Raw genomic sequence first — 13,881 nt, 5'->3', positions numbered from 1 at the left:
TTGATAAAGCTTTCAACACAGCATCCGATACATGATAGTGAAATCGAGCAAAGGGGATCCAGATATGATCCGAAGATATATTTCAAAGATAATTTCAGCATCACTTCTAGCGCTGACATTTGCGGCACCGGTTCACGCCAAGCGGCCAGGCCCGCCAGAGGTCTTCAAAATTATGGGAGACTCGCCAGCCCTGGCATCGGTTATTTTCCCGCTCAAAGAGGCATTCCAGAGCGAAAATAAAATGCAACTCCTGGTCATAGAGGAAACGACTCCGCTCACCGGCCTGCAGGAGGCGGACAGAGGTATCGGCGATGCCCTTGTCGTAGCCATGCCATTTGATGAACTGAACCGGCTCGCCGCTGACTCTGGCATGATCAGGCGCAACAAGTCACTTACCCAGTTCTCCGTACTTGTGAATGAAGTGTCTTACAAAGTCATAGTCAACCCTGCGAACCCGGTCAGCAAGCTTTCGGCAAAAGAGCTCAGAAGGATTTTTTCCGGCAGATACAAAGACTGGGATGATGTGGATGGAACCAAGGGTCCGGTTTCCATCGTCTGGGGAGAATGGAGCACTGGCGCCTCATGGGTACTCGCCAGCACTGTCATGGATGATGAGCCGATAATAAAAAATATGGTCCGGGCAGAAAGCATCTCCGAGATTATTGCCAAGGTTGCCCAAGATCCACGGGCCATAGGAATCGTGCCGACCAGTGGGTTAACACCTGCGGTCAAGGCGCTGGAAACTCCAGAGCTGAAAATCGAGGGGCCGATTATCCTGGTTACGGTCGGCTTCCCCACTTCCAAACATTTTCAGCTGATGAAGCTTATTAAAGGGGAAGGACAACGGCTCGTCGGTTACTGATGTTACTAGACGAAGTTAAAGCAGACTCCGCTTCTATCGGCAATAGATCGCCGTAAGCCCTGAAACCGCCTTGGTTACCATCTGTCTGAGCTCTAGCGGAGCAATAATTTCAGCATGCTCTCCATATGAGAGCACCCACGAAACAATTTCCAGCTTCCCTCCTGCAGCAAAGGTCAATTCAATACCACCATCATCTCTATCCTCAAATCGCTGGCTTGGGTGCCAGATCCTTCCCTTTACAGCATCCGCAACAAGAGGAGAAAAACGTATCTTCACCTCCATTGCCTCCTCGGCCACAATCCCAAAAGCATCACGCAGGCGATCCTCCGGCTGATAGTCATCTGGAAGCTCAAACCGCTCTTTTTGGATTGATACGGAAACTATGCGGTCCAGGGCAAAGGTCCGGAACGCATTGCGGTTGTGAGCGAAGCCCAAAAGATAAAGCCCGCCCTTGTAGAAAGCCAAGGTATAAGGATCTACGGAATAAACAGACGCGTGGTCCCTTCCTGACGCGCGATAACTTACCGTCAGGCGATTCTGGTGCACGAGCGCATCCCTCACCTGCTTGATGATCTCCGCATGGCCACTATAGTCGTGTCGCCCCTGAAGCAAAGGAATGGCAACGCCGGCAATTCTCTCAAGGTGCGCGGCAAGGCGCGGCGGCAGCACCGATCTTACCTTGCGGAAAATAGCTGCCATTTCCTCAGCAAATGGTGTCCCATGGAACAGTTCTGACTGGCTTCTCAGGAAATACATGGTTGCCAGTTCCTGAAGCGTAAAATTCACCGGGGGAACATCTTTGAAACGGGTCAAAAACCGGTAAACCTTCCGACCGCTTTCCCACTCCGATATCAGCGGATACCCGGCCTCATGAATAGCATTCAGGTCACGATGGACCGTTCTTGCGGTCACACCGGCCTCTTCGGCCAACTCCTCAACAGTCATGCCGTGGCGAGCCTCGATAAGCCTTATGATGTCATGCACTCGCGCTGCCTGGGAGTAGCGCTTTGCCGGTTTACCTCGGCCCATATTGATCCCCCTACGTCTAATAGCTCTACCGACTGGCCAAATGACAGAAATCTTAACGGCAGCATGCCCGATGTCAATTAACTAAGCTATGTCAAACCGCAGATCGATGAACATACATTAATTCACATAGCCCAATGGAATATTTTTTGCTTGAGTATATTTTAATTATCTACTCATAACGATAAACCACTAAGCCGAAGCAATTCCGAACCAGTCCGCTAAAGGGGAAAAAGATGAACAAGTGGTATATTGCACTTTTGGCCATGGTTGCCTTTTTCACAGTATCAGCCGGCATGCTTGACAATCTGAACAAAGATGATGATGCCGTTGTCAAGGCATGGTTGAGGGTGGAAGCAGCCTATCTCCAACGACTCGCTCTGCTCGGGCCTTATCTTCAGAAAGCAAGCAGTCAGGTGGACAATTCCGCAGAACTGGCCGCGCTGGCCCAATCTTTCAGTTCTGCCACAAGTGGTACGCCAAACAATCCCTCAGACCTTAAGGAAATAGCCGTTTTCAAGGAAAAACAGGAAGCCGTTACCGCAGCCCTGGCCAAACTGGTTGTCTCTCAGGATCTATACCCCAGGCTCATGAAAGATCCGGAGTTCCGCACCATCCATAACAGTCTTGACAGCATTGAAAACCGGATATCTTCGGCAAATGAGGATTACACCCGCACGCTGCATGAGCATGCCGTCAAGAAGCAAAGCCTGATCTACAGAGTTGCCGACCTTTGGGGCCCTGACGTTATGCCCAGCCAGCCTAGTTCTCAGCAAAAAGCCAAGGTGGCAGTTGTCGTTAATCGCGGAGTCCACATCGGCTCCGCAATCCCACAGTGTAACCAGTTAACCATCGCCTCCAACTGACTGCCCCTCGCAACCACCCTGTTTAAGCGGAAGCACGACAGTAAAAGTGGCCCCCTCTCCCGCGGTGCTCTCAGCATAAATGTCCCCACCATGGTCCCTCACTATGCCATAGGAAACAGCCAGCCCCAATCCGGTGCCACCCCGTTTCGTTGAGAAGAATGGAGTGAACAGCTTTTCCATCTGTTCTTGAGTTATTCCGGGACCGGTATCTGAAATCGTGACTCGGCAAACACTGCCTTCCGTATCCTGCGAAAAACCGATAGTGAGAATGCCCCCCTGCGCCATTGCCTGCAGACCATTTACGATCAGATTGGTGAAGACCTGCCGCAGTTGGTCCTCGTCACCTTCCAGATGCACCACGACATTCCGGTATTCCCTCATCACCTGATAATTGTCCAGTTGGAGCTGATGGTGAACAGTGTCAAGAATCTCATCCAGAAGTCCTCCCAGCGACAATTGCGCAATACGCTTTTCAGTGCCCCTGGAGAAGACAAGCAGGTTACGGATGATTCTCTCAATCCGGGCAACCTGGCGCATTATGGTAACTACCTCATCACTGTTTTCGGAACCAACAGGATTCGAGAACTGTAACAGTTCGGCATTTCCCCTGATAATAGCCAGCGGGTTATTGATTTCATGGGCTACCCCGGCGGACAACATCCCCAAACCAGCCAACCGCTCGGAACGGGCCAGTTCCGCCTGGGCTTCCAGCAACCGCGCACCCTGGGCTTCAAGTTGCGCGGTCCGCTCAACCACCTTCTGCTCAAGCGTTCGGTTCAGGGTCAGGATCTCTTCTTCCCGCACCTGCAGCCGCTTTTTCATAACATTAAACTCATTGGCCAGAGAAGCGATCTCATCTTGGGTATCAACATGAATATCCGGAAGGCTTTCCCCTGAGGCAATCCTTCTGGCCCCTTCTTCCAGTGCCTTTATCGGCCGGGAAAGACGCGAGCTTATCCACGCCGAGGTGCTGAAACCAAGCAGGGCAACGAACATGATGACGCCGGTGAAAATGGCATGAATGCGCCAACGAACCTCCAGCAGCGGTTGTTCCGGCGTGCCCGCGTAGAGGGCGCCGACAATGCTGTTGTTGATATCGCGAATGGGCTCGTATGCAGACAGATGCCAGGCATTGTAGACAAAAGCCCTGCCGGTCCAGTTTTCACCCCTGATAATTTCGCCATACACCTCTTCGGACATGCGGGTGCCGATGACCCGGGTGCCGCTTTGATCAATGACGGTCGTAGCAATCCGGACATCATCCATAAAGATGGTCGCATTGCCACTTCCCCCCTCGCCCCGATCGAAAACGACCCGGCTTATCCTTTCAACCAACGAGTTGTCCCCATTGAGGAGCTTTCCCCCATATACCGCGCCAACAGTCCTCCCTGCCGCGGTCTTGAGCGGAGATGCCGCCACGATAAACATTCCCCGGTCTTCCAGTTTCTTGGCATAAGTCCTGGCGTGCGGAGTGTCCTTGACCTGCACCTTCATCAATTCGGGAAGGCCAGGATTTTCCTTACCAGCCACATCAGCCGCAATAACCGCCACACCGCTGTATGCCGCCCCACTAAGGGCCTTTTCGACAGATTGGACTGTTGCGAGAGAATCCCCGCTAATTCCGGGGTTGGCAGCACGGTACACGACCATGCCGTAACGGTCGACAACCGTCAAAAAGGCAAGGCGCTCATTGCGAAGGATTCCATGCAACTGAACAGCTATCGAATTGCTGGTTGCCTTTTCTACAGAGTCAGACAATTCGGGCGAGAGGCCGGTGAGCCGGATGATATCTCCGGTCCGGGCCTGTTCGGCAAGAAACAGTTCATGTGCCGCATTAAGGTCGGTTTTGACTTTATTCTGTGCCTGGGCAAAGATCCTGGTGGTAATCAGCGTTGCACCGATTATCCAGCAGAGAGTTATGGCGACCACCAGCGGAACCATGGTGGCAACAGTCAGTTTCAGGCGAATAGAGTAACGGAGGCTTTTCATGTATTGCCCGGATCGGTAAGGTCATATTCAACTATTTTGCGATCGAGCGTCTTGCGGGAAATTCCTAAGATCTCGGCAGTCCTGCTCTTGTGGAAACCGGTCTCAAGCAAGACCGAATGGATGTGACGTCTCTCTATCTCATCCAGCGGAACCAGCTGACCAGCTTGCTTCTTCAGTCCGTCGCCTTTTCTGGCCCCTACCGGCAGCAGATCGGCAGTGAGGGTATCTGTTTTGGCCAGAATCACCGCTCGCTCAATGACATTTTCCAGCTCTCTGACATTACCCGGCCAGTCGTAATTCATAAGGGTACGGATGGCCTCATCTGAAATCGAGCGCACCATCTTTTTCATCCGGGAGGCGTAGATGGCCAAAAAGTGCTGGGCGAGTGGCTCAACATCTTCCACCCTTTCGCGAAGCGGCGGCAGCGGAATACCGATAACATTAAGCCGATAAAACAAATCCTCCCTGAAACGTCCTTCTTTTACCTCCTGCATCAGATCCCGATTGGTTGCGGCAACGAACCTGACATCAACGGAACGCGGCTTAGTGGAACCAACGACAATAAACTCCTTCTGTTGAATAACCCGCAGCAGTTTCGCCTGAATGGCCTGGCTGACATCGCCGATCTCGTCAAGAAAGAGTGTGCCGCCATCCGCCTCCTCCAGTAGACCTTTCTGGCTCATCACTGCCCCGGTAAAAGCACCGCGCATATGACCGAACAGCTGACTTTCTAGTAGAGTATCCGAAAGGGCCGCGCAGTTTACCGAAACCAGTTGTTTCCCCTTTCGTGAGCTGTTGTCATGAACCGCCGTGGCTATCAGCTCCTTGCCGGTACCGGACTCACCAGTAACCAGGATGTTTGCGTCGCTTGCCGCTACCTGGAGCGTCAGGTCGTAAACAGCCCGAAATGCCGCGCTCTTGAAAACAATCGGCCCTTTAGGCGAGGCCAGATGCAGCTCCTCACGCAGCTCGCGATTTTCGCGAGCCAGGCGGGCGTGATCAAACAGACGTTCCAGGACCCCCAAAAGCTTTTCCTTGGGGAATGGCTTGGTAATGTAATCATAAGCCCCAAGTTTGATGGCATGCACGGCATCATCTATCGTCCCATGCCCGGTCATCACAATAACCGGGATATCGGGGCAGCGGCGCTTCAACCGCTTCATCGCCTGAATCCCATCCAGGTCCGGCATTCTCACGTCCATCAGCACCGCATCGCAGCCGGACCGATCACTGGCCTCAAGTCGGGTCAGCAGGGAAAGGGCCGAATCGAACGCCTCGAACTTATAGCCGTTGACCTTCAGAAGCTTGCCCAGGAACACCAGAATGTCTTTTTCATCGTCACAGATGAACACTGTTTTCATAAATGGACCCTACCTTCCCCTTGCATCAAAACGATACAATATGGGTCAAAATGATGCAACAACCATTTCATTTTGGCACATATCTCGACACTAGCAAGGAATCATAAACCATTAATTCCGGCAAGTTCCGCAATATACACAAACATGGCACACTGGTTGCCCTAGTGGATTGATTTTCGTTTACATGTAGACATGTCTACACTATATCAAGGCTGTTCGGAGGGTACATGGCAGAGCAAAACAGTGCTTCCGGGGTATCCCGGCGCGATTTCATCAAGACCTGCGTTACGGTTTCGGCAATGCTCGGTCTGCCGTTCGGCATGGTCACCAGGATTGCCGAAGCGGCACAGAAGGACGACAACCGTCCTGCGGTAATCTGGCTTCATTTCCAGGAGTGCACCGGCTGTTCCGAGTCACTTCTCCGTTCGACGCATCCGACGATTTCCAGCCTGATTCTGGACCTGGTATCGCTCGACTACCACGAAACTCTGATGGCCGGATCCGGGCACCAGGCAGAGAAGTCACTCCATGACTCAATGCTGGCCAACAAGGGGAAATACATCCTCGTGGTCGAAGGAGCCATTCCAACCAAAGAGAACGGCATATTCTGCAAGGTGTCGGGAAAAACCGCCCTGGAGTCTCTGCAGAAGGCTGCGGATGGAGCGCTTGCCATTATCGCCATCGGCACCTGCGCCAGCTACGGTGGAATCCAGTCAGTAGGACCGAACCCAACCGGAGCGGTCGGGGTCAAGGACATTGTCAAGGACAAGCCGATCATCAATATTCCGGGCTGTCCGCCCAACCCGTACAACTTCCTGTCCACGGTACTGTACTACGTCACCTTCAAGAAACTTCCGGAACTCGATCCGTTGGGACGCCCCAAATTCGCATACGGCCGAAAGATCCACGAGCATTGCGAGCGCCGTCCTCATTTCGATGCCGGTCGTTTTGCCAAGGCATACGGCGACCCGACCCATGCCGAGGGGTACTGCCTCTACAAACTCGGCTGCAAAGGCCCTGCAACCTACGCCAACTGTTCGGTGCAGCGCTTCAACGATGTCGGGGTCTGGCCGGTATCGGTCGGTCATCCCTGCATCGGCTGTACGGAACCGGATATTCTGTTCAAGACCGCTATTGCCGATAAAGTCCAGATCCATGAGCCTACGCCGTTCGACAGCTATGCACCGGTTGACCTCAAAGAGAAAGGTAAAGGACCGGATCCTCTCACTACCGGGGTAATCGGTCTTGCAGCAGGAGCGGCAATCGGCGCCGGCGCCATGCTTGCCCGCAAGCTGCCGGATTCTCCGGACAAAGAGGAGGAGACGCATGAAAAAGACCAGTAGGCGTCAATTCCTGAAGGTAGCGGCAGCAGGTGCGGCAATCCTGACAACAGGGAAGGCATCTGCTTCCGAAATGCACCAGAAGGTCAACAACAACACCCTGTCAATGCTTTACGATGCGACGAAATGTGTCGGCTGCAAAGCCTGCATGGCTGCCTGCAAGCGCGTCAATGGCGATTACGGCAGTTTATCATACGAACGGGCCTCATTTGACCCGGATGGTCTCTGGGATGCCCCCCAGGACCTTACCGGCAGCACCCGAACCCTGATCAAGCTGTTCAAGGAGTCGGAGCGCGACTGGTCCTACGTCAAGTATTCCTGCATGCACTGCCAGAAGCCTTCATGCGTATCGGTTTGTCCGGTTGCGGCCATGACTCGCGATCCGCAAACCGGAATCGTAGATTACAACAAGAATACCTGCATCGGCTGCCGTTACTGCCAGGTCGCCTGTGCCTTCAACATCCCCAAGTTCCAGTGGGACCGGGCCCTGCCCCAGATCGTCAAATGCGATCTCTGCAAGAACACCAACCTGCGCCAGAAAGGGATCACCGCCTGCGCTGAAGTCTGCCCTGCCGGGGCAATCAGCTTCGGCAAGCGTGGCGACCTCCTGGAAGAGGCCCAAAAGAGACTCCGTGAAAATCCCGGTAAATATCTGAACCATATCTATGGTGAAAAAGAGGTGGGCGGCGCCAACCATCTGTATCTGTCCAGCATGCAGTTCAACAAGCTCGGCCTGCCGGTACTGAAAGACGAAGCTCCGGCAGAATTTTCGGAAAAGATCCAACACACCATATACAAAGGTTTTATAGCACCGGTAGCCCTTTACGGGACCCTGTGCTGGATTGCGGTCAAGAACATGCGCAAGCACGGCCCGGAAGAGACGGATCATCATAAAGATACTGACAAGCAGGGGGGTGCCTGATGGGCCACGGCGAGTACCAAAAACATGAGGCAAAAATATTCACCCCGTCATTTATCGTTCTGTTGGTACTGACACTGATCGGCTTCTTCCTGGTAGCATTGCGTTTTATCAAGGGGATCGGGGCAGTCTCGAACATGAGCGACGGTTATCCATGGGGTATCTGGATCACCTACGACGTGGCAACCGGCACAGCCATAGCCTGCGGCGGATACGCCATGGCGATCCTGGTCTACATCCGGAACCGGATGCACTATCACCCGATGATCCGCTCGGCAATCCTCACCAGCATGTTCGGTTACGGCCTTGCCGGCTTCTCGGTCATGGTGGACGTTGGCCGTCCATGGAACGCCTATAACTTCTTCATCCCTTCCCAGTGGCAGGCAAACTCGGCAATGTTCGAGGTTGCCCTCTGCGTCATGGCCTATACCACGGTTCTGGCCATTGAGTTCCTGCCGGCGATCCTCACCACTCTGGAAAACACCAAGTGGGAGAAAGCGCAGGCCATCATTGCCTGGCTCAACCCCAGGATCGCGCCGGACAAGGAAGCGCTTCAGCAAAAGCTCGATTTCGTCAAGGCAGGCGCTGCCTGGCTCAAGCCGCGGCTTGACAAGGTATTGATATTTATCATTGTTCTCGGCATTACCCTGCCGACCATGCACCAGTCATCACTCGGCTCCCTGCTGCTGATCGCCTCCACCAAGCTCCATCCGCTCTGGCACACCGGGTTCCTGCCGCTGCTGTTCCTGATCAACTGCATGTACATCGGCTATTCAATCGCGATTCTCGAATCGGTCATCTCCTGCTACGCCTTCAAGCGCCCGTTCGAGACCAAGGAACTCTCCGGGCTGGCAAAGATCATCCCCTGGCTGACCGGCATCTGGCTGAGCGTTGTTGTCGGCGATCTTGCCTGGCGAGGCCAACTAACTAAAGCCCTGTCATTCGACTTTTACTCCAGATTCTTTCTGCTGGAGTTCTGCCTGATCGCTGCCGGGTCGTTCCTGCTGTTCAGCAGCAAAAGGCGTGAGTCGATCCGCTGGCTCTTTGTCTCCGCCGCCCTGATTGTGGTCGGTGGCGCGCTTTACCGCTTCAACGTCTACCTTATCGGCTTCAATCCTGGTAAAGGGTGGCGTTACTTCCCGGCCCTGGCAGAACTGATGATTACTGTCGGCATCGTTGCCTTTGAGATTCTCGGCTATCAGGTGATCGTAAAGATCCTGCCGGTACTGCCGCGGCTTCATACCAGGCAACAGCTTGACGCTACCAAAGAAGCAGCTCAGAAGGCATAACAAGCAACCGAACGGCATAGCAATTCGGAACGAATACAAAATCAGCGGGCTAGTAAAAAGCACTAAGGATCAAAATAGCGGGCATCGCACGATGAGCGCAACAACCCGAATGGGCTTTTGATGAAACCGCCAAAGGAGTGATTAATGGCACGCATAACCCTTGACCCGATAACCAGAATTGAAGGTCATTTGAGAATCGATGTTGAAGTTAACGGCGGCAGCGTCAATAACGCATGGTCATCAGCCCAGATGTGGCGCGGCATAGAGACCATTCTTCAGGGGCGCCCGCCCCAGGATGCCTGGATTTATGCCCAGCGCTTCTGCGGGGTATGTACCACCGTTCATGCGATCTCTTCGATCCGCGCAGTTGAGCATGCCCTGAAGGTTGAGGTGCCGCTCAATGCCCAGTACATCCGCAACATCATCATGGCCCAGCATTCAGTCCAGGACCATATCGTCCACTTCTACCACCTCTCGGCTCTCGACTGGGTGGATGTAGTCTCGGCGCTCAAGGCCGATCCGAAAAAAACCGCCCAGATTGCCCAGAGCATCTCCGACTGGCCAGGGAACAGCGAAACCGAATTCAAAGCAGTGAAAGACAAACTCAAAGCATTAGTTGACACCGGCCGACTCGGTATCTTCTCCTCTGGCTACTGGGGACACCCGGCAATGAAACTGCCGCCTGAGGTCAATCTGATGGCGGTGGCCCATTATCTGAAAGCGCTCGACTACCAGCGCAAGGCAGCTCAGGCTGTTGCCATCCTCGGCGGCAAGAACCCCCATATCCAGAACCTCTGCGTCGGCGGGGTAGCAACGGCGATCAACATGGAAAACCTCGCCACCATCAACATGGAAAAGATCGCTGCCATGCGAGCGCTGATGGTGGAGACCCGCGATTTCGTGCAGCAGGTTTATTATCCTGACATGGTGGCCATTGCCTCTGCCTACAAGGAGTGGTTCAAATACGGTCGTGGTGTGGTCAACTATCTTGCCGTGCCGGAGATGGCCGAAGACACCAAGAACACCAAGTTCGCCCTCCCCGGCGCCATTATTGCGAATGGCGACGTCAAAGGGGCCAGGGTTATCACCAACCACCAGGATCTTGATCTGATCGCCAACATCAAGGAAAACGTAGCGCACGCCTGGTACGAAGGGAACGGGACGCTCCACCCCTGGGAAGGCGAGACCAAGCCGAAATACACCGATTTCCAGGACAACGGTAAATACAGCTGGTGCAAGGCACCCCGCTTGAACGGCAAACCGGTTCAGGTCGGCCCTCCGGCACAGCTGCTGGCAGCCTATGCCGGCGGCAACGCCAAGGTGAAAAAGCTGGTGGACGATACCTGCCGCAAGATCGGGGTGGGAGTAAACGACCTGCACTCCACCATGGGCCGGCTCGGAGCCAGGGCGGTCAGGGCGCATCTCATGGCTGATTACTCTCTTGAATACCTGGATAAGCTGGTGGAAAATGTCGGCAAAGGGGATAAGGTTTACGCCAACCATACGGAAATCCCCAAGGGAGACTTCAAAGGGGTAGGCTTCCATGAGGCGCCGCGCGGCACACTTTCTCACTGGATCGTGATTGAGAACCGCAAGATCAAGAACTACCAGGCGGTTGTCCCTTCGACCTGGAACGCATCTCCTCGGGACGACAAGGGGGTCTTGGGGCCATACGAGGCGTCACTGGTCGGTAACCCGGTAGCACAGGCCGACAAGCCGCTGGAAGTGCTTCGCACCATTCACTCTTTTGACCCGTGCATCGCCTGTGCAGTCCATACCATCGATCCGGAAGGCAAAGAAATTACGAAAGTAAAGGTGATGTAACCATGAAAACCCTTGTCTTTGGCGCGGGTAACCTGCTTCTCTCTGATGAGGGTTTCGGTGTTCACTTCATCCAGTATCTCCAGAATCATTATGTTTTCACTGAAGATGTCGAACTGTACGACGGCGGCACGCTGGGGATCATGGTCACCCACCTGCTTGAAGAGGCCGACCGGGTCTACCTGGTTGATGTTGTAGACACCAAAGGGGAACCGGGCGATGTCTTCCGCTTTGAAAAGGAAGAGTTCCTGCTGGGCAAACTGCCGATCAAGATGTCTCCGCATCAGATCGGCATCCAGGAGGTACTGACCCTCTCCGACCTTCGTGGCAGAACCCCAGATACGGTAACCTTGTTCGGTGTCATCCCGGCGTCCTATGAGGCAGGTGTGGAGCTATCGCCAATTCTGGCCACCCTGCTGCCGAAACTTGCCGATACCGTGGTTCAGGAGCTGAGAGCCGCAGGCCATGAAATAACAGACATCCCATAGCTACCACGGGAGTTGCCAGGGCTAAGTTCCCTGCAACTCCCGTCCTTCTTCTTTTCACCATGTCATCTCCTCGTTTCCTCCATTACGCCTGCCATCGTCTCTTGCCTTATGAAATGGCCTCTGCCGCAACTTAACGAATAAGCAGCTGTTTATTGTCCTTTTCATCTTTAGTTAAGATTGAACAATCCGATATGACCACTATGCGGCGCTACCTGCATATTTTGCTTTTCCCATAGCACCGGCATGGAATCAGCGCACGGAGGACAATCATCGTGATGGCATTATGGAACTGGTATCTGAACATTAGCATCAGGAACCGACTCATCATCCTATGCACCTGCTACAGCTTCTGCATAATTGCCGCAACCATTGCCGGGACACTGCACTCACTGGTGCTCCAGGGTGCTGCTGCTGCCCTGTTCATAGGGCTTGGCGCCATATTCGGCGGCATAAACATCTGGGCAATCACCTCTGCCATAAACCGCACCATCAATCACCTCCAGGTCATGGCAAAAGGGGATCTGAGCCGAGAAGTAGAAGTCAAACGCAGAAATGAAATCAGCAGCATTCTCATGTCCCTGAAAATGATGGTTGCCAACCTGATCGATGTATTGAAAAACATCAATGAGGCAAGCCTCCAGATGGAGCAATCCTCCTATCAGATTGCCGAGATATCCAATGAAATCTCCGGGGCCAGCCAGGCACAGCAGAAACGGGCTGAAGATGTCTCCTCCGCAACGGCGGAAGTACGCTTGATCTCTGAAACGGTCCTGGAACTGGCTGAGCGAATGCGGTCAATGTCGGTTGAAACGGAACGTGAAGCAGAACAGGGGTTACTGGCGACGCGAGAGAACATCGACCAACTGCGCCTGACCGTTGATGAAGTTAATCGTGCGGCTAAGGAAACAGAAGGACTCAACCGGATCGGTGAGCAGATCCATACCATTATCGAGAGCATCAGCGATATTGCGGACCAGACAAACCTGCTGGCCTTGAACGCTGCAATAGAAGCTGCCAGGGCCGGAGAACAGGGGCGTGGTTTCGCTGTAGTGGCTGACGAGGTTCGCAACCTGGCATCAAGGACCGCCAAGGAGACGGAACAGATCTCCAGGATCATCAATGAACTTTCCGCCCAGGCCAGTCAGAATACCAAGACCATGGAACGGGTGGTTGAGCGAGTAAATGTGACGGAAGAAAAATCGCACGCTACTGCCGCCATTATTGAAAGGATGGTTGCCAGTGTCCGGGAAGTGACCGGCTCAAACCTCAAGATCTCGGAAGTCAGCGAATCGCAGATGACCAGACTGACTGCTCTCCAGCAGAGCCTTGAATCACTATTTTTCACCATTAGCGACAACGGCGCAAAAGTTGGCGTTACCGCAACCATAAGTGCGGACCTCAACAAGTTGACCCATGAGTTCAACAGGCTGCTGTCAGGCTTTACCTTTGACACAACCTCGACAATAACGCCAAACAGCGTTCACGAAGCCCGGCGCAACCCGCGCGCCCAAAATAGCCTGCTGGTAATGCTCAAGAACGATGATCTGCGACAAGCATTAAAAGGGATATCCAGTGATTTCAGCGTCTCCGGGATGCAGCTCCGGCTGCCCGGCAGCGTTCAGGTTGCCTCCGGAAGCAAGGTCGAGCTTGACATCATGACCCCCTTCAAATCTTTGGAGGAATATGACCGGCAGACCCCACTCAGGGTGACGGCACGAGTGGTGTGGATAAGACCGGAGAAGGAGAACACCCTGCTTGGGCTGGAATTTGTGAATCTTTCAAGCTCGCAGACACAACGCATTGAATCATGCTTCCAGCACTTCAACAAAAACCCAAGGTTTCCGTAGCTCCCAAAACGTCGCATAAATGCAATTGGCAGAGATTGTGAGGCGGGCCAAACAGAAAAGCCAAAGACCGGGG

The 13,881-nt window shown here is 53.7% G+C and carries 11 protein-coding genes; 8 read left to right on the top strand and 3 right to left on the bottom strand.

From position 1 onward, the window contains the following. The first annotated feature begins 64 nt into the window (after positions 1-64). Positions 65-862: a substrate-binding domain-containing protein gene (locus tag KI809_RS13760; RefSeq protein WP_214172140.1), complete on the top strand. Its 798-nt coding sequence runs from the start codon at positions 65-67 to the stop codon at positions 860-862. A gap of 33 nt (positions 863-895) precedes the next feature. On the opposite strand, the gene KI809_RS13755 is transcribed toward KI809_RS13760, so the two are convergent. Then, on the bottom strand, positions 896-1,891 hold the full coding sequence (locus KI809_RS13755; RefSeq protein WP_214172139.1) for a helix-turn-helix transcriptional regulator: 996 nt from the start codon (positions 1,889-1,891) through the stop codon (positions 896-898). A 233-nt stretch (positions 1,892-2,124) separates the two neighbouring features. Between KI809_RS13755 and KI809_RS13750 the strand changes: the two genes are divergently transcribed. Then, positions 2,125-2,754, top strand: a complete 630-nt coding sequence (locus KI809_RS13750; RefSeq protein WP_214172138.1) for a LemA family protein — start codon at positions 2,125-2,127, stop codon at positions 2,752-2,754. Here the strand turns inward: KI809_RS13750 and KI809_RS13745 are convergent. After that, the gene (locus KI809_RS13745) at positions 2,734-4,743 is read right to left on the bottom strand and encodes a cache domain-containing protein (RefSeq protein ID WP_214172137.1); all 2,010 of its coding nucleotides are present in this window, start codon (positions 4,741-4,743) and stop codon (positions 2,734-2,736) included. The two genes, KI809_RS13750 and KI809_RS13745, sit on opposite strands and share 21 nt — an antisense overlap. Then, entirely contained in the window at positions 4,740-6,104 is a 1,365-nt protein-coding gene (locus KI809_RS13740; protein ID WP_214172136.1) for a sigma-54-dependent transcriptional regulator, read from the bottom strand. The genes KI809_RS13745 and KI809_RS13740 overlap by 4 nt, the downstream gene beginning before the upstream one ends. Before the next feature lie 227 nt (positions 6,105-6,331). On the opposite strand from KI809_RS13740, the gene KI809_RS13735 reads away from it, so the two are divergent. The 6 genes from KI809_RS13735 (at position 6,332) to KI809_RS13710 (ending at position 13,808) form a co-directional block, all read left to right on the top strand. Further along, positions 6,332-7,447 carry a hydrogenase small subunit gene (locus KI809_RS13735; protein WP_214172135.1) on the top strand — a complete coding sequence of 372 codons (1,116 nt, stop codon included), beginning with the start codon at positions 6,332-6,334 and terminating at the stop codon, positions 7,445-7,447. Continuing rightward, entirely contained in the window at positions 7,431-8,366 is a 936-nt protein-coding gene (hybA, locus tag KI809_RS13730) for a hydrogenase 2 operon protein HybA (protein WP_214172134.1), read from the top strand. Before KI809_RS13735 ends, hybA begins: the two co-directional genes overlap by 17 nt. After that, entirely contained in the window at positions 8,366-9,652 is a 1,287-nt protein-coding gene (hybB, locus tag KI809_RS13725) for a Ni/Fe-hydrogenase cytochrome b subunit (protein WP_214172133.1), read from the top strand. The genes hybA and hybB overlap by 1 nt, the downstream gene beginning before the upstream one ends. 144 nt (positions 9,653-9,796) lie before the next feature. Further along, complete coding sequence (locus tag KI809_RS13720; RefSeq protein WP_214172132.1) at positions 9,797-11,476, top strand: nickel-dependent hydrogenase large subunit; 1,680 nt, start codon at positions 9,797-9,799, stop codon at positions 11,474-11,476. 2 nt (positions 11,477-11,478) lie between these two features. Continuing rightward, entirely contained in the window at positions 11,479-11,961 is a 483-nt protein-coding gene (locus KI809_RS13715; protein WP_214172131.1) for a HyaD/HybD family hydrogenase maturation endopeptidase, read from the top strand. A 275-nt stretch (positions 11,962-12,236) separates the two neighbouring features. Then, positions 12,237-13,808 (top strand): methyl-accepting chemotaxis protein, encoded by a 1,572-nt coding sequence (locus tag KI809_RS13710; protein ID WP_246559426.1) that lies wholly within the window; start codon positions 12,237-12,239, stop codon positions 13,806-13,808. Positions 13,809-13,881: the final 73 nt, after the last annotated feature.

The sequence above is a fragment of the Geoanaerobacter pelophilus genome, from assembly GCF_018476885.1.
GTDB classification, from domain to species: domain Bacteria; phylum Desulfobacterota; class Desulfuromonadia; order Geobacterales; family DSM-12255; genus Geoanaerobacter; species Geoanaerobacter pelophilus.
Note: the sequence above shows the minus strand (reverse complement) of the source record. Positions and strands in the feature narration are given on the sequence as shown.

Bases quoted from the DNA above. Each gene is read 5' to 3' on its own strand.
- KI809_RS13760 (WP_214172140.1), top strand. From the start codon at position 65: ATGATCCGAAGATATATTTCAAAGATAATTTCAGCATCACTTCTAGCG.
- KI809_RS13755 (WP_214172139.1), bottom strand. From the start codon at position 1,891: ATGGGCCGAGGTAAACCGGCAAAGCGCTACTCCCAGGCAGCGCGAGTG.
- KI809_RS13750 (WP_214172138.1), top strand. From the start codon at position 2,125: ATGAACAAGTGGTATATTGCACTTTTGGCCATGGTTGCCTTTTTCACA.
- KI809_RS13745 (WP_214172137.1), bottom strand. From the start codon at position 4,743: ATGAAAAGCCTCCGTTACTCTATTCGCCTGAAACTGACTGTTGCCACC.
- KI809_RS13740 (WP_214172136.1), bottom strand. From the start codon at position 6,104: ATGAAAACAGTGTTCATCTGTGACGATGAAAAAGACATTCTGGTGTTC.
- KI809_RS13735 (WP_214172135.1), top strand. From the start codon at position 6,332: ATGGCAGAGCAAAACAGTGCTTCCGGGGTATCCCGGCGCGATTTCATC.
- hybA (WP_214172134.1), top strand. From the start codon at position 7,431: ATGAAAAAGACCAGTAGGCGTCAATTCCTGAAGGTAGCGGCAGCAGGT.
- hybB (WP_214172133.1), top strand. From the start codon at position 8,366: ATGGGCCACGGCGAGTACCAAAAACATGAGGCAAAAATATTCACCCCG.
- KI809_RS13720 (WP_214172132.1), top strand. From the start codon at position 9,797: ATGGCACGCATAACCCTTGACCCGATAACCAGAATTGAAGGTCATTTG.
- KI809_RS13715 (WP_214172131.1), top strand. From the start codon at position 11,479: ATGAAAACCCTTGTCTTTGGCGCGGGTAACCTGCTTCTCTCTGATGAG.
- KI809_RS13710 (WP_246559426.1), top strand. From the start codon at position 12,237: ATGGCATTATGGAACTGGTATCTGAACATTAGCATCAGGAACCGACTC.